Source organism: Aquabacterium sp. (assembly GCF_035476535.1).
GTDB lineage: Bacteria > Pseudomonadota > Gammaproteobacteria > Burkholderiales > Burkholderiaceae_C > Pseudaquabacterium.
Genome location: NZ_DATILJ010000093.1, coordinates 1 through 18,039, shown reverse-complemented (window position 1 = coordinate 18,039; position 18,039 = coordinate 1). Strand labels below are relative to the sequence as shown.

General features: G+C 71.4%; 19 protein-coding genes. 7 read left to right on the top strand and 12 right to left on the bottom strand.

The genetic code is table 11. The features are described 5' to 3' along the window. The first annotated feature begins 62 nt into the window (after positions 1–62). Positions 63–647, top strand: a complete 585-nt coding sequence (locus tag VLK61_RS09510; protein ID WP_325420513.1) for an NUDIX domain-containing protein — start codon at positions 63–65, stop codon at positions 645–647. A gap of 16 nt (positions 648–663) precedes the next feature. Further along, the gene (locus VLK61_RS09505) at positions 664–1,926 is read left to right on the top strand and encodes an MgtC/SapB family protein (RefSeq protein ID WP_325420511.1); all 1,263 of its coding nucleotides are present in this window, start codon (positions 664–666) and stop codon (positions 1,924–1,926) included. Between the two features lie 42 nt (positions 1,927–1,968). Here VLK61_RS09505 and VLK61_RS09500 read toward each other — a convergent pair whose 3' ends face one another. Next, positions 1,969–4,968, bottom strand: coding sequence for a serine/threonine-protein kinase (locus VLK61_RS09500; RefSeq protein ID WP_325420509.1), 3,000 nt, complete (start codon positions 4,966–4,968; stop codon positions 1,969–1,971). Positions 4,969–5,269: 301 nt separating this feature from the next. Here VLK61_RS09500 and VLK61_RS09495 point away from each other — a divergent pair, with 301 nt between their 5' ends. Beyond that, entirely contained in the window at positions 5,270–5,452 is a 183-nt protein-coding gene (locus tag VLK61_RS09495) for a hypothetical protein (protein WP_325420507.1), read from the top strand. Between the two features lie 57 nt (positions 5,453–5,509). Here VLK61_RS09495 and VLK61_RS09490 read toward each other — a convergent pair whose 3' ends face one another. Continuing rightward, positions 5,510–7,420, bottom strand: a complete 1,911-nt coding sequence (locus VLK61_RS09490) for a hypothetical protein (protein ID WP_325420506.1) — start codon at positions 7,418–7,420, stop codon at positions 5,510–5,512. Positions 7,421–7,636: 216 nt separating this feature from the next. Further along, the gene (locus VLK61_RS09485; protein ID WP_325420504.1) at positions 7,637–8,521 is read right to left on the bottom strand and encodes a LysR family transcriptional regulator; all 885 of its coding nucleotides are present in this window, start codon (positions 8,519–8,521) and stop codon (positions 7,637–7,639) included. A gap of 112 nt (positions 8,522–8,633) precedes the next feature. On the opposite strand from VLK61_RS09485, the gene argC reads away from it, so the two are divergent. Beyond that, positions 8,634–9,557: an N-acetyl-gamma-glutamyl-phosphate reductase gene (argC, locus tag VLK61_RS09480; protein WP_325420502.1), complete on the top strand. Its 924-nt coding sequence runs from the start codon at positions 8,634–8,636 to the stop codon at positions 9,555–9,557. Between the two features lie 21 nt (positions 9,558–9,578). Here argC and soxR read toward each other — a convergent pair whose 3' ends face one another. After that, entirely contained in the window at positions 9,579–10,091 is a 513-nt protein-coding gene (soxR, locus tag VLK61_RS09475) for a redox-sensitive transcriptional activator SoxR (protein WP_325420500.1), read from the bottom strand. 90 nt (positions 10,092–10,181) lie between these two features. Between soxR and VLK61_RS09470 the strand changes: the two genes are divergently transcribed. Next, a complete protein-coding gene (locus VLK61_RS09470; protein ID WP_325420498.1) occupies positions 10,182–11,615 on the top strand; it encodes an MFS transporter in 1,434 nt (477 codons plus the stop codon). Between the two features lie 124 nt (positions 11,616–11,739). Here the strand turns inward: VLK61_RS09470 and VLK61_RS09465 are convergent, their stop codons facing one another. Next, complete coding sequence (locus VLK61_RS09465; protein ID WP_325420496.1) at positions 11,740–11,931, bottom strand: hypothetical protein; 192 nt, start codon at positions 11,929–11,931, stop codon at positions 11,740–11,742. Between the two features lie 334 nt (positions 11,932–12,265). Beyond that, entirely contained in the window at positions 12,266–12,469 is a 204-nt protein-coding gene (locus tag VLK61_RS09460; protein ID WP_325420494.1) for a hypothetical protein, read from the bottom strand. 203 nt (positions 12,470–12,672) lie between these two features. On the opposite strand from VLK61_RS09460, the gene VLK61_RS09455 reads away from it, so the two are divergent. Together VLK61_RS09455 and VLK61_RS09450 are read left to right on the top strand one after the other, a co-directional pair. Next, positions 12,673–13,803 carry an NAD(P)/FAD-dependent oxidoreductase gene (locus tag VLK61_RS09455; protein ID WP_414636795.1) on the top strand — a complete coding sequence of 377 codons (1,131 nt, stop codon included), beginning with the start codon at positions 12,673–12,675 and terminating at the stop codon, positions 13,801–13,803. Positions 13,804–13,875: 72 nt separating this feature from the next. Next, positions 13,876–14,367 carry an HU family DNA-binding protein gene (locus VLK61_RS09450; RefSeq protein WP_325420492.1) on the top strand — a complete coding sequence of 164 codons (492 nt, stop codon included), beginning with the start codon at positions 13,876–13,878 and terminating at the stop codon, positions 14,365–14,367. On the opposite strand, the gene VLK61_RS09445 is transcribed toward VLK61_RS09450, so the two are convergent. From VLK61_RS09445 to VLK61_RS09420, 6 genes are all read right to left on the bottom strand, one after another. Continuing rightward, positions 14,348–14,959: a MarR family winged helix-turn-helix transcriptional regulator gene (locus VLK61_RS09445; RefSeq protein ID WP_325420490.1), complete on the bottom strand. Its 612-nt coding sequence runs from the start codon at positions 14,957–14,959 to the stop codon at positions 14,348–14,350. The genes VLK61_RS09450 and VLK61_RS09445 overlap by 20 nt on opposite strands. Then, positions 14,943–15,554, bottom strand: a complete 612-nt coding sequence (locus tag VLK61_RS09440; RefSeq protein WP_325420488.1) for a gamma carbonic anhydrase family protein — start codon at positions 15,552–15,554, stop codon at positions 14,943–14,945. The genes VLK61_RS09445 and VLK61_RS09440 overlap by 17 nt, the downstream gene beginning before the upstream one ends. A 156-nt stretch (positions 15,555–15,710) precedes the next feature. Continuing rightward, positions 15,711–16,166: a response regulator gene (locus tag VLK61_RS09435; protein ID WP_325420486.1), complete on the bottom strand. Its 456-nt coding sequence runs from the start codon at positions 16,164–16,166 to the stop codon at positions 15,711–15,713. A gap of 97 nt (positions 16,167–16,263) precedes the next feature. Continuing rightward, positions 16,264–16,719, bottom strand: coding sequence for a type II 3-dehydroquinate dehydratase (aroQ, locus tag VLK61_RS09430; protein ID WP_325420484.1), 456 nt, complete (start codon positions 16,717–16,719; stop codon positions 16,264–16,266). After that, a complete protein-coding gene (locus VLK61_RS09425; protein WP_325420545.1) occupies positions 16,716–17,648 on the bottom strand; it encodes a sugar phosphate isomerase/epimerase family protein in 933 nt (310 codons plus the stop codon). The genes aroQ and VLK61_RS09425 overlap by 4 nt, the downstream gene beginning before the upstream one ends. Further along, on the bottom strand, positions 17,648–18,039 hold a 392-nt coding region (locus VLK61_RS09420; protein ID WP_325420482.1), incomplete at its 5' end, for a VOC family protein. The genes VLK61_RS09420 and VLK61_RS09425, both read right to left, overlap by 1 nt.

The following is an 18,039-nucleotide window of genomic DNA, read 5'->3' as shown; positions in this document are numbered from 1 at the left end:
ATCGCAAAGACCCGCAGTCCGTCGCGCTAAGCTCGGCCTCGTCATCCCAGGGAGTCGTGAGCATGAGCGTGCAAGACCGCGTGAAGGTCCGGGAGGTCCGGCTGCTGTCGGACAACTGGTACACGCTGAAGACCACCACCTTCGACTGGCGCCGCAGCGACGGCCGCTGGCAGGAGTGCAAGCGCGAGACCTACGACCGCGGCAACGGCGCGGTACTGCTGCTGTACAACCGCGCGCGCCGCAGCGTGGTGCTGACGCGGCAGTTCCGCTACCCGGCCTTCGTCAATGGCCACGACGGCCTGCTGATCGAAGCCCCGGCCGGCCTGCTGGACGACGCCACGCCGGAAGAATGCATACGCGCCGAAGCCGAGCAGGAAGTGGGCTTCCGGGTGCGTGCGCCGCACAAGGTGTTCGACGCCTTCATGAGCCCCGGCTCGGTGACCGAGCGGCTGCACTTCTTCGTCGCCGAATACGACCCCGAAGACCGCATCGGCGCCGGCGGCGGTCTGGAGCATGAGGGCGAGGACATCGAGGTGCTCGAACTCACGCTGGACGAAGCGCTGCAACAGGTCGCCCGCGGCGAGATCCGCGACGGCAAGACCATCATGCTGCTGCAGCATGCCGCGCTGTATTTGATGGGCGACTGAATTGCCCGGCGCCACGATGGACCCGATCGTCGCGCGCAACTTCCTGATCGCGCTGCTGATCGGTGCGCTGATCGGCATCGAACGCGAGAAAAAGAAGGACAGCGACCCCGGCCAGGCCTTCGGCGGCATCCGCACCTACACGCTGCTGGCGCTGCTGGGCGCAACCTCGGCCTGGCTGGCGCGCCACCTGCAGACGCCCTGGCTCTTCGCCGCGGTGCTACTGGTGGTCGGTGGCGCTGTCATTGCAAGTTATCTGCGGCAGGGCCGCGCCGGCACCGACGTGCCGGGCCTGACCAGCGAGGTGGCCGCGCTGGTGGTGTGCGTGCTGGGCGCGATGGTGGTCGTCGGCGATGCGATGCTGGCGGTGGCGCTGGCGGTCATCACCTCGGCGCTGCTGGCCTACAAGCAGCCGCTGCATGGCCTGGTGCAGCGCATCGGCAGCGACGACCTGTTCGCCGCGATCAAGCTGTTGATCGCCTCCTGCATCGTGCTGCCGCTGCTGCCCGACCGCACGCTGGACCGCTGGGACGCGCTCAACCCCTACACGCTGTGGCTGCTGGTGATCCTGATCTCGGCGCTGTCGCTGCTGGGCTACGTGGCGGTGCGCCTGCTCGGCACCAGCAACGGCGCGGCGATCACCGGCATTGCCGGCGGGCTGGTGTCGTCCACCGCCACCACGCTGAGCTTTGCGCGCAGCAGCGCCACGCAGCCCGGCAACGGCCATGCACTGTGCGCCGGCATCCTGCTGTCCTGGAGCGTGATGGTGCTGCGCGTGCTGGTGCTGGTGGCGGTGCTGAACCCGGCCTTGCTGCCGGCCTTTGCGCTGCCCTTCGGCGCGATGGCCGGCACCACCACGGCCTTTGCGCTGTGGCACTACCGCGCCGGCCGGCAGACGCCGGCACCGATGCCAGCGGGCCAAGTGAGCGTCAACAACCCGTTCAGCCTGACCGCGGCCATGCGCTTCGGCGCGCTGTTCGCCCTCGTGATGCTGGCCACGCGCATCGCGCAGCTGCATGCGCCGGGCGTCGGCGTCTATCTCGTGTCGGCACTCGCCGGGCTGGTGGACGTGGACGCCGTCACGCTGTCGCTGGCGCGCCAGGCCGGCGATGCGGCGGCCTTGTCGCAGGCCGCGCTGGCGATCACGCTGGCGGTGCTGAGCAACACGGGGGTCAAGGCCGGCATGGTGATGGTGCTGGGGCGCGGGCCGGTGCGGGCGCAGGTGGCGTGGGCCAGCGGCGCGATCCTGGGCGCGACCCTGCTGGCGGCGGCGCTGCGCTGAGGACCGTGGACCGCGCTCGCGCCGGGGGGTGAGAAACAGCGGTCAGTGCTGCGCCGCGTTCACGCGGTGCTTCGCCTGGATGGCACGCATCGCGGCCCGCGTGCGCTGCGCTGCCGCGTCGTCGCCGGTGGCCTGCTGCGCCGCGGCCAGGTCTTTCAGCACCTCGGCCAACTGCAGGCTCCAGGCCGGGTCGAACAGCGCACGGTGCAGCTCGGCGGCCCGCACCAAGGGCGGCAGCGCCGCGCCGGCCTGGCCTTCGCGCAGCAGGGCCTGGCCCAGCACGGCCGTGGCCTGCGCCTCGGCCAGCGGGCGGTGGCGGCGCTGCGGATCCCGCGCCAGGGCCGCGAGGGCTTGTTCGGCGTAGCCGCGGGCCGGCGCGGCCTGGCCCAGCGCCAGGTGCAGGCGGGCCGCTTCGGCCAAGCGCGGCGCGGGCTCGCCATCGGCCGGCAAGGGCGGCAGCTGACGCTGGATGCGATCGGCCTGGAACTCGGCCAGCGCCTGCTCGGCCCGCCCGGTGGCCAGCAGCAACGCGCGGCGCGGCAGCACCAGCAGGCGCAGCTGGCCGGTGCCGGCGCCTTCGATGATGGCCTGGGCCCGGGCCAGCAAGGCCTCGGCCTCGGCATGGCGGCCCAGCGCCACCTTCGCCTCCGCGCGGAAGGCCAGCAGCGGGCCCTGCAGGTCGGGCAGCTTGTGCAGATCGGGCAGCAGGCGTTCGACCTCGGTGTAGACCCGCAGCCCTTCTTCGACACGGCCGTGGCTGACCAGCGCGCGGCCCAGTGCCGTGAGGATCGTCGAGGCCATCGGGGCGTGGGAAGCCTTGGCCCGGCGCGCCCAGTCCGCGGCCGGGCGGATGACGGCAGGGCCCTCGGCGAAGCGCCCGACGCGGTGGAGGAAGTCCGCGAGCTTGAACTCGTTGAAGTGAACCATGTACGCATCGGCGCCCTCATAGGCTCGGGCCCGCGCCAGGGCCTGCCGATAGCGTTGTTCGGCGGCCTCCAGCTCATCCGCCTGGTACAGCACGTCGGCCAGCGCGCTGTAGATCGCGGTCAGCATGCTGCCACCGGCTTCCGGGCGGGCCTCGGCATGGCGGATCGCCTCTTCGAGCGCGGATCTGGCCAGTACCGGCTGGCCCGTGTAGTACGCGTTTTCGCCCTGCCCCTGAAGGGCGCGCACCAGGTCGGCCGACACCGGCTGCGTGCGCGCAAAGGCCACGGCCCGGGTCCCCGCCTCCAGGCCCTTCGCCGGGTCGAGGCGGCGGTAGAGCGACGCGAGGGCGATGTCGAGCTCGAAGCGGGTCGCCGACTGCCGCTCGCCCAGCGCGTCGAGCAGGCGGCCGGCCTCGGCCAGCGCGGCGAGCGCGTCGTCGCGCTGCTCCAGGTTGGTCAGTGCGTAGCCGTGGTCGATGAGTGCCGCCGCCGCCTCGCGGCTGTGCACGCCGAAGCTGCTGCGCGCCAGCGCCAGGCGTTGCTGCTGCAGCGCGGCGGCCTGGTCGAGCACGCCCATGTCCTCGTACATCGAGGCCAGGATCTTCATGATGCGCAAGCGCGCCGCGGGTTGCGACTGCAGATCGTTGCCAATGCGCCGGGCACCGCTGTCCAGCAACTGCCGCGCGGTGGCGTCGCGTGCGGCCTGGGGATCGGCCTGGTCACCGGAGTTGGCGCGGAAAACCGCTTCGATGAAGCCCTGTACCGCGGTAGCGGTGGCGGCTTCGGCGGTGGCGCGCCTGGCTTCCTCGTTCGCACGCTGCGCCTCGGCACTGGCACGCAGCGCCTCCGCATTCGCGCGGGCGGCCTGCAGCCGCGCCTCATGCGCCTGCCAGGCGGCCACGCCGGCGCCCCCGATCAGCGCCACGACCACCGCCGCCGCGGCGCTCACCTGCACGCGATGGCGGCTGATGAAGCGCCCGGCCCGGTAGCTCAGCCGGTCCGGTTGCGCCAGCACTGGTTCACGCGCCAGGTGGCGGCGCAGGTCTTGTGCGAAGGCGTCGACGCTCGGGTAGCGCTCGGCCGGATCCTTCTTCAGCGCCATGTTCAGGATCGCGTCGAGGTCGCCGCGCAGTTGCTGCTTCAGCGCCGCATCGCCAGCCACGCTGCTGGCCTGCGCCGGATGGGTCTCGGCAATGGCCTGCTGCAGCGCGGCGGCGCTGGCGCGTGCCAGGCGGTAGGGCCGCTCGCCGCTCAGCAGTTCGTAGGCCAGCACGCCCAGGCTGTAGACATCGCTGGCGGTGGACAGCGGCTCGCCGCGGATCTGCTCCGGGCTGGCGTAGTCGGGCGTCAGCATGTGGCCGGCGCGCTGGGTCAGCGCCGTCTCTTCGGTCCGCTCGCCTTCCAGCAGCTTGGCGATGCCGAAGTCCAGCAGCCGCACCTGCCCGTCGCTGCCGACCAGGATGTTGGCCGGCTTCAGGTCGCGGTGCACCACCAGCCGCGCATGGGCATGGCCGACGGCAGCCGCCACCTGCAACAGCAGGCCAATGCGCTGAGGCAAGGGCAGCGCCTGCTCGCGGCAGTAGTGGTCGATCGTGCGGCCCTCGACGTACTCCATCGCCAGGTAGGGCCGGCCCAGGTGGTCGATGCCGGCGTCGTACAGCCGCGCGATGTGCGGATGCTCCAGCGTGGCCAGGATGTCGCGCTCGCGGTTCAGCCGCTCGCCGGTGGCGCTGCCCCAGGCCAGGCGCGGCAGCTTCAGCGCCACGCGGCGCTGGAAGCCGCCGTCGGCACGCTCGGCCAGCCACACCGTGCCCATGCCGCCGGCGCCCAGTTCGTGCAGCAGGCGGTAGGGGCCGATGTCTTCGCCCGGCTGCGGCTCGGCCATGCTGGCGGCCGGCGGCATTGCGGCCAGCCTCGGCAGCGTGGTCATCAAGTCGTCCAGCGCACTCTGCGCATGCGCGGCGAGCAGGCGGCGCAGCGACTCCTTGTGCGCGGCCCGCGCGCCGGCCAGCCGGTCGACCCAGGCCGCACGCTCGGCGGCCGGCAAGGCCAGCGCTTCATCCATCAGCGCGCTGATCAGCGTCCACTCGGCGGCCGGCGGTCCCGGCGCTGTCATCGCGCCGCCGCCTTCGCTCGGCGCGCGCGCTCGATCAACAGCGTGATGTCACCCATGGCGGCCAGACGGGACAAACCGAGTGGCGATGATATCGGCCGCCCTGCCATCACGCTGCCCCTAGGCCCGCTCCGGCGTCCGCCGTTCCAGGCACGGGTTCAGGTGCACCGCCACCTGAATTTCCGCACGAAGGATGAGGCGCGTGCGGCGATGACGGTTCAGGATGTCCGGAACGTCGGCGGCCTCGCGTATTTCCGGGCAGGGCGACATCGTTCGCTAGTCCGCACCGCCCCAGGAGCTTCAGATGCACACCGATCTCGACATGATGACCGCCGCCACGCTGGACAGCACACTGCCGCCGGAGCCTGGCGCGGTCCGCGGCGCCGACCGGGCGCGCCGGCCTTGGCGCCCGGTGCTGGGCGTGGCCATGGCCGGCGCCGTGGCCGTGATGGCCGCGCTGCTGACGCTGGTGCTGGCGGCGGGCTAGCCGCCTGATGAGTGGCCAGATGAGTGGCCGGGTTGGCGGCCCGGTCGCCGGCCGGCGTCAGAGCCAGAGCCGGATCAGCCCGAAGTCATGGGGCCCGGCGCTGATCTCGCCGGCCAGCACGGCGCGCACGGTCGAGATGCGATCGTCGGCCTGCAACACCAGGCCACGGGCGCTGTCGTTGCGGCCGTTGGCCGCGAGGCTGCGGATCACGATGCCGGCGTTGCCGAAGTTCGTGTCCAGCGCTCCGCCGGGCAGCAGGCGCATGGCCACGAAGTCGCCGCTCGTGGAATTGCCGCTGTAGGCCCAGCCGCCGAGCACCAGCTTGCCGTCGGCCTGGCGCACCACGGCGTGGGCGTTGTCCCAGTTGGCGGCACTGACCGCATGGACCACCAGGCCGCCTTCGCCGAAGCTGGCGTCCAGCGCGCCGGATTCGGTGAGCTGCGCGGCGGCAAAGTCGTCGTAGATGCCCCCCGCCAGCAGCATGCGGCCGCCGGGCAGCAGGGTCACTGCACGCGCACGGCCGATGTTGCGCTTGAACAGGCCGAGCACCTTGCCGCCCTGGCCGAAGCTGGCATCGAGCGCGCCGCTGGCGGTGTAGCGCGCGGCCACGAAATCGCCCTCGCCGCCGACCGCCAGGATGCGCTGCTCGCCGCCGACCATCGGCAGGGCCAGGCCGTAGGCGATGTCGCCGCTGCTGCCGGCCCGCATCGGCGTGAGCAGCTTGCCGCCGTCACCGAAGCCGGCGTCCAGCGTGCCGTTGGGCAGCACGCGGATCAGCGCGAAGTCCTGCCCCGTGGCACTGCCGCTGACCTGCGCGGCACCGGCCACGACGATCTTGCCGTCGGCCTGGATGGCCACGGCATGCGCGCGGTCGGTGCCGGTGCCGAAGGGCACCACCAGCGTGCCGCCTTGCGCGAACTCGGGGTCCAGCGAACCATCGCTGCGGTAGCGCAGGACCAGGAAGTTGGCGTCGGTGCCGGTCTGGTCGGTCCAGCCGGCGACGACGATCTTGCCGTCGGCCTGCACGGCGATGGCGCGGGCGCTGTCGCCGCGCGCACCGACCTGCGTGACCACCTTGCCCGCCGTGCCGAAGCCGCTGTCGAGCGCACCATCGCGCAGGTGGCGGACGAGGCCGACCACCGTGCCGGCGCTGGTGGCCGTGGTGCCCACCGTCAGCACCTTGCCGTCGGCTTGAACCGCCACCGCATGGGCATAGTCCTCGCTGGCGCCCAGGGAGGTGCTGACCACGCCGCCGGCGAAGCTGGTGTCCAGATCACCGGGCAGGCCACGCACCGTGACGGTGATCGGCGCCGTCACCAGCAGATCGCCGGCCGTGGCACGCACGCTGGCCGTGGTGGGCAGTGAATGGGGGGCGCCGGCCTGTGCCTGGATCGTCACGTCCACGTGGGTGGCGCCGGCCGCCACGCTCGCGGCCGTGGCTGTCACGCCGGCCGGCAGGCCCTGCACGGTGAGCTGCACCGCAGCGTCGAAGCCGGGCAGCCGTGCGAGGTTGACGCGCAGCACAGTGCTGCTGCCCTGCACCACGACCACCTTGTCGGCCGCCGGCGTCAGGTCGAAGCCGGGCGCCACCGGGGTGATGAAGTCGCTGACGGCTCCCACACGGATCAATTCGCTGCCGAAGGCACCACCCAGCACGTACACGCTGCCAAGCGCATGGCCGGAACCAGCCTTGACCACCACGCCCAGGTAGGTGCCGGTGGCCGGGTAGTAGCGGTAGACGAACGGGTCGAGCGAGGCCGTCGCGGCCTGGCCCGGAAAGTAGGCCGGGAACTGCTGCTGGGCAAAGTCCATCAGCTGCCGGGCCGCCTCTTCGGGCGCGATCGACGCCGCGCTGGAGACGGCCATCGCCCTGGCGCGCGGCGCGGTCTGCGCCGACGCGTCGGCTGTCGCCGCACGGTCCGCCGCTTCGTCGGCGCCGCCGCCACAAGCGGCCATCAAGAGGGCCAAGATCAGGGCCAGGGGCCCTCTCATTGTCTGCATCACGGTTCCCGAAGTGCTGGATTGATGGCGGCGGACTGTAGGGACGCCGCGGCGATGCGGCATCGCCCGAACGGGCCATGCCGCAGGGACCAGTACGGCGCGATGGGCCATTTCGGCCAGTGCCAGGCCCGATGCACAGAAAGGGCCGCGCGGCTCGGCGTGGCGAGCGGCAGCCGCCGGCCGTCAGCCTTGCCGCAGTTGCAGCAGCACCTGCAGCACGTGCCCGGTGGCGCCCTCGTCGCCGCCGACGCGGTGCGCCAGGCCCAGTGGCCGCCACAGCGTGGGCTTCAGGGGCCGCATCAGGATGCGCGGCTCCGGCGGCGGCGCGCTGGCCTCCTGCGGCAGCAGCGCCGCGCCATAACCGGCGCCGACGAGGCTCTTGATCGCATCGTTGTAGTTCAGCTCGATGCGCGCGCGCGGGTGTTCGCCGGCCGCGGCGAACCAGTCGGCGCTCAGGCGCGACAGCCGGGTGCTCTGGTCGTTCAGGATCAGCGGCCGCGCCGCCAGCCAGGCCGGCGTGATGCGCTGCGGCGGCGCCCAGGCCGCGGGCACGAAGGCCATCACCGGGTCGCGCCGCCAGCGCTGCACGCGCAGGCCCGCCACCGGCGGCTGCGGCAGCGCCACCAGGCCGATGTCCAGCGTGCCGGCGGACAGCCGCGCCAGCGTTTCTTCAGAGGTCAGCACCGCCACCTGCACATCGATGTCCGGGTGCGACTGGCCCAGCGCCTCCAGCGCCTGCGGCAGCAGGTGCGCAATGGCGCCGGTCGACGCCCCCAGGCGCACGCGGCCCGTGCGGCCGGCCACCTGGCGGCGCACCGCGTCGATGGCTTCGTCGGCCTCGGCCAGCACGCGGCGGGCCCGCTCGATCAGCGCCGCGCCGATGGCCGTGGGCACCACCGCGCCGCGGCCCCGCAGCAGCAGCCTGGCGCCCAGGCGCGACTCCAGTTCGGCCACGTGCAGCGTGACGGTGGGCGGCGCCAGGTGCAGCGCCTTGGCCGCCGCGGCGAACGAGCGCAGGTCGGCCACCGCCAGCAGCGTGCGCAGGCGATCCAGGCTCAGTTCGCGCATGGTCTTGATTCAGAAACCATGAATGCTGGCTTTGTTCAATTCAACTTGCGCGATGCTACGCCGCGGCGGAGCATCGCGGCTCTTGCATCCCTTGAACCCAGCTGGAGCGCGCATGAACCCCGTGGTATTCGTCGACGGTGACCAGGGCACCACCGGCCTGCAGATCGTGGCGCAACTGCAGCAGCGCGACGATGTGTCGCTGCTCACGCTTCCGCCCGCGCAGCGCAAGGACGCTGACCGGCGCGCCGAGGCGATCAACCGCTGCGACGTGGCCATCCTGTGCCTGCCGGACGCCGCGGCGCGCGAAGCGGCGGCCATGATCGACAACCCGGCCGTGCGCGTGATCGATGCCAGCTCGGCCCACCGCACCGACCCGGCCTGGGTCTACGGCTTCCCGGAAATGAGCGCCGGCCAGGCGGGTCGCATCCAGGCCGCGCGCCGCATCTCGAACCCCGGCTGCTACCCCACCGGCGCGGTGGCGCTGCTGCGGCCGCTGGTCGACGCCGGGCTGCTGCCGGTGGACTACCCGATCGTGATCAACGCGGTGTCCGGCTATTCGGGCCAGGGCCGCGCCGGTGTCGAGGCCTACGAAGGGCCCGGCGCCGCGCAGGCCCCGGCCTTTCAGGTCTACGGCCTGGCGCTGGAGCACAAGCATGTGCCGGAGATCCAACTGCATGCCGGCCTCAGCGAGCGCCCGGTGTTCGTGCCGGCCTATGGCGCCTTCCGCCAGGGCATCGTGCTGACGATTGCGCTGCAGCTGCGGCTGCTGCCCGAAGGTGTGAGCGGCCGGCGCCTGCATGAGGCGCTGCACGCTCACTTTGCCGGCCAGCCCCATGTTCAGCTGATGCCCTTGCAGCAGGCCGCGGCGCTGGAACAGCTGGATCCGCAGCGGCACAACGGCAGCAATGCGATGAGCCTGGCGGTGTTCGACAACCCGCGGCACGGCCAGGTGCTGCTGGCCGCGGTGTTCGACAACCTGGGCAAAGGCGCCTCGGGCGCGGCGCTGCAGAACCTGGATCTGCTGCTGGCCGCCTGAGGCTTGGGGCAACCCGCCGCGTCAGCGCCGGATCGGCGTGTCGGCGGCGTCCGGCCGTGCTTCGGGTGTTGCTTCTGGCAAGCGGTCCGCCGCCTGCTGCTCGATCAGCCGTCGTGGCCCCGCGCCGTGCTCGGCCAGTTCATCGCCCGGGTTGCGCAGCCGGCAGCGCCGCAGCGACAGGCAGCCGCAGCCGATGCAATCGGTGAGCTGGTCACGCAGCGATTGCAGCTGCGTGATGCGTTCATCCAGTTCGGCCCGCCAGTCGCTGGACAGGCGGCGCCAGTCGGCCAGCGTCGGCGCCCGGCCTTCGGGCAGGCGCGACAAGGCCTCGCGGATCGCCTCCAGCGGCATGCCCACGCGCTGCGCGATGCGGATCACCGCCAGCTTGCGCAGCGCATCGCGGCGGTAGCGGCGCTGGTTGCCGGCGCTGCGCTGGCTGCTGATCAGGCCCTTGGCCTCGTAGAAATGCAGCGTCGACACCGCGACGCCGCTGCGTTCGGCCATCTCGCCCACGCTCAAGTATTCTGTGCCCATCGCCGCCTGCCGCTGATTTTCAACGGCAGCCCTTGACCTCAAGTTATGTTGAGGTTGCAAGCTTCGGGCATCCCTTCCCACAGGTCAAGCATGAGCAGCATCCCTTCGGTCCTTCCGCGTTCAGAGCCGGGCATCCTGAGCCCGCCTTTCCAGGCCACCACGGTGGGCATGCTGGCGCTGATCTCCATCCTGGCCTTCGAGCAGCTGGCGGTGGCCACCGTGATGCCAGTGGTCGCGGCCGCGCTGGAGGGCGCGACGCTGTATGCCGCAGCCTTTGGTGTGGCGCTGGCCGCCGGCATCGTCGGCATGGTGCTGGCAGGCCGCTGGAGCGACCGTGCCGGCCCGGGCCCGGCGCTGTGGGCTGGCATCGCCGGCTTCGTGCTGGGCGTGGCGGCCGCCGGCGCGGCCCCCAGCATGCCGACGCTGGTGATCGGCCGCGCCTTGCAGGGCTTTGGCGGCGGGCTGATGGCGGTGGCCCTGTACGTGGTGGTCGGGCAGCACTACCCGCCGAACCTGCATGCGCGCATCTTCGCGGCTTTTGCCGGGGCCTGGGTGGTGCCGGCCATCGTCGGGCCGGCCATCGCCGGCCTGATCACGCGGCAGTTCGGCTGGCGCTGGGTGTTCCTGTCGGCCGCACTGCTGGCGCTGCCGGCAGCGCTGCTGATCTGGCGCGGGCTGGCACGAGGCCTGGGCCAGGACCAGGCCGTGCGCGCGTCGCCCGCTGCAGGCCATGCGGCCTCGGCCGAGCCCCCCGCCGCACGCGCCGGCCTGGGGCCTGCCACACTGGCGGCCACCAGTGCCGGGCTGCTGTATGCCGGCGGCGAGCCGTCGGCCACGCAGGCTGCGCTGATGCTCGTCGCGCTGGTTGGCCTGGCGTTGTCGGCGCCGCGTCTGCTGCCCGTTGGCACGCTGCGCGCACGGCCGGGGTTGCCGACGGTGATCGCGCTGCGCGGCCTGGCCGCGGCGACCTTCTTTGCCGCCGAAGTGTTCATCCCGCTGATGCTGACCAACGAGCGGGGCTTGTCGCCGGTGCAGGCCGGCCTGGTGCTGACGGTCGGCGCGCTGGGCTGGAGTGCGGGCTCGTGGTTCCAGGGCCGCGACACCCGCCCGCGTGGCGATGCCGCCAGCGTGCGCCTGCTGCGCGCCGGCCTCGCGGCGATCACCGCCGGCACCTTGGTGGTGACGCTGGTGCTGTTGCCGGCCGTGCCGCTGGCCGTGGCGGTGCTGGGCTGGGCGCTCACCGGTGTCGGCATGGGGCTGGTGTACCCGACGCTGTCGGTGCTGACGCTGCGCCTCGCCCCGGCGCCGGAACAGGGCGCGGCTTCGTCGGCGCTGCAGCTGGCCGACTCGCTGTTCGCCGCCGTCGGCCTGGCGCTGGCCGGCGCGCTGCTGGCCGCGCTGCAGGCGGGCTCGCCGCGCATGGCCTACCTGGCCGGCTTTGGCGTGGCCGCCGCGCTGTCGGGCGTCGGCCTGGCGCTGGCGGGGCGGGCGCGCCGGGTTGGCCCGATGCCGGCAGAACGCTGACGATCAAGATGAGCGTCAGTGCGACGCAAAAATAGAAGGACCCCGCATTGCGGGGTCCGATGTCGAGGGCCCCGCATTGCGGGAACCGGGTTCGGAAAAACAGTCGCCGGCACCGAACCGTGCTTCAGCCACCGGCACCGCGTTGACCGACCACCACCACCTGTTGCACCGGGGTGGCAGCGTAAGCCGCATCGGGCTGGGCGACCTGGGTTTCGGCCAGCGTGCCGATGCCGGCCATCACCACCAGGGTCATCACGGCCGCCAGGCCGAAGGCAGCGATGCGGGGGCGGGCTGCGTGGAAGGTGTTTGCGGTCATGGTCGGCTCCAGTGCTTTCAGGGGTTGGGCGTCTTGCGATGAAGTGAACTGTAGGCACCGGCGCCCTGGCCTGCCACCGGATTGCGACCGGCTGCAGCGCGGTGCGATGAATCGCCGTGCCGGCCGATGAGCTCCGCCGTCGGGTGCCATGCGGGCCGGCAAGGGCTGGCAATGGCCGCTCATTTCATGCATTGGCACTGTTGCGTCGCCACCGTCATGCGTCACCGTCCCGTCACACATCGACGCCACGCCACACGACAAAAAGCCCCGCAAGAGCGGGGCTTTGGTCTTCAAGCAGGAACGCTGTCGGGCAACTGGCCCGCGAACATCGGGCTCAGGTGTTGGCGTGGCGCTTGCCGGTCACCACCACCTGCTGCACGGCCACGGCGTCGGCCGTGCCGGCTTCGGCCCGGGCCACATCGGTGTGGTAGCCGTTGGCCACGTTGCCCAGCGAGGCCAGCACCGCCATCGTCATCACCGCGGCAACGCCGAGCGAAGCGACTTGTTGGCGAAGGGTGATGATGTTCAGCGGGTTCATGGTGGGCTCCGGCGGGGTGTTGATCTGATGCGATGGGTGGACTGTAGGCAGCCGCCTGCGGCAGCGCGAGCCGATTGCGACGGACAGCCGGCACGCGGCGACGAACTGCAGCCGGCGGCGACTGGTGGCGCGCCATGGCAGCCGCGGCGGCCAGCGTCGTGCCGGCGCTAGCATCGGCATCCCGTCCCGGAGCGCCTGCCGCCATGCCAAGCATCGACCGCATCGACACCGCCGTGATCGGCGCCGGCGTGGTGGGCCTCGCGGTGGCCCGCGCGCTGGCCATGGCCGGGCAGGAGGTCGTGCTGCTGGAAGCCGAGAACGCCTTCGGCACGGTGACCAGCGCCCGCAACAGCGAAGTCATCCACGCCGGCATCTATTACCCACCCGGCTCGCTGCGCGCGCGGCTGTGCGTGCGCGGCAAGCAGCTGCTCTACGCGTTCTGCGCCAGCCACCAGGTGCCGCACCAGCGCTGCGGCAAGCTGATCGTCGCCACCGCGCCCGAGGAACTGGCGCTGCTCGATCGGCTGCGGCAGCAGGCCTTGGCCAATGGCGTGGCGGACCTGCAGCCGCTGTCGGCCGCCGAAGCCCGGGCGATGGAGCCGGCGCTGCATTGCCATGGCGCGTTGCTGTCGCCCTCCACCGGCATCATCGACAGCCACGGCCTGATGCTGGCGCTGCTGGGCGATGCCGAACGCCATGGCGCGATGCTGGCGCTGTGTTCACCGGTACAGCGGGCGCAGGTCAGCGACCAGGGCATCGTGCTCGAGGTGGGCGGCATCACGCCGAGTGGGCCGAGCACGCTGTGCGCGCGCCGCGTGGTCAACAGCGCCGGCCTGGGTGCGCCGGCGCTGGCGCGGCGCATCCAGGGCCTGGACGCCCGGCATGTGCCGCGGGACCATCTGGCCAAGGGCTGCTATTTCACGCTGGCCGGCAAGGCACCGTTCTCGCGGCTGATCTACCCGGCCCCCGGCGCCGCCGGGCACCTGGGCGTGCACCTGACGCTGGACCTGGGCGGCCAGGCCCGCTTCGGCCCGAGCTTCCGCTGGGTGGACACGATCGACTACCAGGTCAATGCCGCCGAGGCCGACGCCTTCTATGCCGAGGTGCGCCGCTACTGGCCCGCCTTGCCCGATGGTGCGCTGCAGCCGGGTTATGCCGGCCTGCGGCCGAAGATCAGCGGCCCGGGCGAGCCGGCGGCCGATTTCCGCATCGACGGCCCCGCCGTGCATGGCGTGCCCGGGCTGGTGAACCTGTTCGGCATCGAATCGCCGGGGCTCACGTCGTCACTGGCGATTGCCGAAGCCGTGGTGTCCGCACTCGCGCTCACAGGGTGATTGCAACAGCCCCCCTAGAATGCGCGGCCCCGCAGGCGCGGGGCGTATTTCACTCTCCAGGACATCAGAACCATGGCAACTGCAACGAAATCGACGAACAAGCCGACGGCCAAGAAGACCGCAGCCACGACAAAGCCCACGCCCGCCGCGAAGGGCGCCCAGGCCAAGACCACCAAGACCGCCGCGCCCGCCAAGACCCCCAAGGCCGCCGCCAAGACCGCAGCGCCGGCCAAGCCGGTGGCCGTTCAGAAGCCCATCAAGACGGCTTTCAACAAGAGCAGCCTGATCACCCACGTGGCCGAAGCCTCGGCGGTGGAGCCCAAGGCCGTGAAGGCGGTCTTCGCTTCGCTGGAAGCCACCATCCTGGCCTCGGTGCACAAGAAGGGACTGGGCTCGTTCACGTTGCCGGGGCTGCTGAAGGTCAATGTCGTCAACGTGCCGGCGAAGAAGAAGCGCACCGGCATCGACCCCTTCACCAAGCAGGAGCGCGTGTTTGCTGCCAAGCCGGCCACCGTCAAGATCAAGACCCGCGCGCTGAAGAAGCTCAAGGACGCGGCGCTTTGATGTGACCCTCGCTGCCCGGCGCCGCCTCCAGTTCGCTGGCCCGGCAGCCCACCGGGCAGGCCGGGCCGTCGCAGCTGACGTGGTCGCAATAGCGGCAGACATGGCGGGCATAGGCCCGGCCGCTGACCGGCGCCTGCACCAGCTTGTGCACCAGCGCCAGCAGGCTCTCGCGCTCGGCGGCCGACAGCGGCGCCAGCAACTGGTCGCAGGCATGCAGGCGCTGCGCCTGCATGCGGCGCGCGGCAGCGCTGCCCTTGGGCGTCAGGGCCAGCGGCACTTCCTTGCCGCTGGCCGGCAGCCGCCGCAGCAGGCCCTGCTGCACCAGCCGGTCCACCGCCCGTGTGCAGGCCGGTTGCGACAGGCCGGCGATGCGCGCCAGTTCCACCACGCCCATCGGTGCCCAGTGGTGCAGCCACTGCAGCAGCGCCGCGCTGGCGGCGGAGAGTTCGCCGAAGGCCGGCGTCAGCGCCGCGTCCAGTGTGGTCCACAGCACGCCCAGGTGATTGGCCGCCAGCGTCGCCGCCGGCGACAGCGACACGCCAGCCCGGCCTACCGTGCGGGCGCCCGCCGGGGCTTCAGGCTTCGACGGCATGGTCGCCGGCATGCAAGCGCTGCAGCGCCGCGGCGTAGCGCGGCATCAACGCCGGCATCATCGATTCGCCGGGCGCGGGCCGTTCGACCTTGAACACGTAGCCCGGGAAGTCCAGCGTCTTCTGCACGTCCCAGATCGCGTCGTGCTCGCTGGTCGGGCGGATCAATGCCGGCGTGCCGACCGCCACCCAGCCGATCGGCACCATGCTGCCCGGCGCCAGTTGCGTGCGCAGGTGCACCAGGCCGTTGATGCGCACCTCGCTGCCGCGGCCGATGTGTGCGCCGTTGAACACCGTGGCGCCGGTGGCCAGGAACACATCGTCTTCCACCGTGCAGCCCACCAGGCAGGCGCGCGGGCCGACCAGCACGCGCTCACCCAGGCGCATGGTCTGGCCCGGCACGCCGCGGATGACCGCGGTGTCCATCACCACGCAGTCGGCGCCGATGCGCACCGGCCCGCCCTCGGCCACCAGCACCACGCCATGGCCGATGCGGCAGCGCGGGCCGACTTCGACATCACCCGACAGCACGGCCGTACACGCCACGGACGCCGTGGCATCGATGCGCGGCGTGGCGCCGGCGGACTGGATCATCATCGACTGCTCCCGGGCGGCATGCGAATGCATGCACAGTGCATGCATGCTAGCTCACATGCACCATGCATGCAAGGGCGCCGCCCGGTTCACGCCTGGCCGAGCCGTGCCTCGGCACAGCCGCTCGGCGACGGCGGCCGACAGCGGTGCAGCCGCAGGCTAGGTGCGCGCCGGCAAACGCCGGGCGGGATCGGGCCGGCGCCCGGTCAGGGCGCGCCGCAGGCCGCCCTCGAACACCTTCAGGTCCAAGGGCTTGACCCAGTACTCGTAGGCACCCAGGCTCATGGCCTTGATGATGTCCATCGACAGGCTGTCACCGGTGAGGATGGTGACGCGCAGGCCGCGGTTGGCGATCTCGACATTCAGCTGGCGCACGACTTCCAGCCCGGACATGTCGGGCAGGTGCATGTCCAGCAGCACGAAGTCCGGCTTCTCGCTGCACACCAGGCGCACGCCCTCGGCGCCGGTGCCGGCATGGATCAGCTGCACGCCGGGATGGCGCTGCTCGACGATGGCCCGGACCAACGCGACGTTGACCGCCTCATCCTCGATGTACAGCAACTTGCCATGCAGTGCCGCGCCGGGTTCATCGGTTCGCGAATTGGTGCTCATCATGATGCGCCCCTTGGTGGGCCGATCGTTGCAGCGATCGCCTTAGAGGGCCAGCATAAAGCTTGCGCAGGAATCCGCAACGTTGTCAGGGATGACAGACTTAACTCGCTGCCCTGGCCTTGCGCAACAAACCGTCAATGGCCAGCACGTAACCGTCGATGCCGAAGCCCACCACGATGCCGGCCGCCACCGGCGACAGCCACGAGTGGTGGCGGAAGCTCTCGCGGGCATGCACGTTGGAGATGTGCACCTCGATCACCGGCACGCCGGCACCCTTGATCGCATCGTGCAGCGCGATCGAGGTGTGGGTGTAAGCCCCGGCGTTGAACACCACGCCGGCCAGCCGGCCCTCGCGGTGGGCGATGCCGGCTTCGTGGATCCAGTCGATCAGCACGCCTTCATGGTTGGACTGCCGGCAGTCGGCCTCGGCGCCTCTTTGCTGCGCTGCGTCACGGCACAGCGCGTCGACATCGGCCAGCGTGGTGGCGCCGTACACCGCCGGTTCGCGGGTGCCCAGCAGGTTCAGGTTCGGGCCGTTCAGGACGAGGATTTTCATGCAGTGTTTTTCAGACGGATACGGTTGGGCAATGGTACCGAGCGGCGCAACACGTCCTCACCCAGCCACAGCGCCGAGCGGCGCGCGCGCTGCGCGACCAGCGGCAGCGGCAGTTGCTGGTAGTCGTCGTTGAAGACCTCGAAGCTGTAGTCGCCGCGGTAGCCCATCGCCGCCAGGCGCAGCACCAGGTCGGCGACCTGCGCGCTGTGCACGCCTTCGCCGGGGAAGACACGGAAGTGCCGCGCGGTGCTGATGCGCTCCTCGACCGAGCGGATCTCCTGCCACATGAAGTCGGCCAGTTGCACCAGGAAGATCTTGTCGGGATCGATCTGCTCCAGCGCGTCCAGCGAGGTCTGCGTCGCGATGGCGTGGAAGGAGTCGAAACCCAGGCCCAGGTTGGGCGCGTCGGCACGGCACACCACTTCCCAGGCGGTGGTGAATTCATTGATCGTGCGGCCCCAGCTCAGGCCTTCGTAGGCCACCTTCAGGCCCAGCGGCACGGCCAGCATGGCCAGTTTGCGCAGGTCGCGCGCGATGACTTCGGGGTCGGCGCTGGCATGGGTACTGGTCGACGAGCACAGCAGCAGCAGTGGCGCGCCCACCGCGCGCGCCATCTCGAGCATGGCTTTTGCGATGTCGACCTTGTAGTCGTGCAGGTGGCCGGACAGGCCTTCGAAATCACGCAGCACCTGGAAGCCGGTGACGCGCAGGCCACTGGCCTTGACGGCGCGCACCGCGGCATCGGTGCCGCCCGGGTGGCCGACGATGTCGCTGGCCTTGAGCATCACCTGGCGGAAGCCGGCCTCGTGCATCGCGGCCAGCTTGGCCTCCAGCGGGCCGGCCAGCGTGATGCTGTCCATGCCGAAGTCGTCGGCCTGGCCGAAGGCGTGGTTCTCGGCGGCCCGGTCGGGGCGGCTGTCGGCGGCCATCATGCGGCCCGCTCGTCGTGCACCAGCTCGAACATCACGCCGCCGAGCACGGGAGCCGTCAGCGCGCCGCGGCCTTCGGTGTGCACCGCGGTGCCCTCGACAAAGGCCACGCCGCGCGCACGCAAGGCCGCCACCGCCGCCGGCACGTCGGCCGTGCCCAGGCCGATGCGCTGCAGGCTTTCGTCGCCTTCGACATCGACGATGCCGGGCTCGGGCTCGATCAGCTGCAGGTAGAAGGTGTTGCACGGGCTTTGCAGGATATGGCCCTTGGGCAGGATGCCGAAGCGCTGCTCGTCGGGCAGCTCGGCGAAGCCGAACAGCTCGCGGTAGAACTCGCACCAATCGGCCATGCGTTCGTTGCCGATGTATTGCACGATGCCGAACCAGTGCA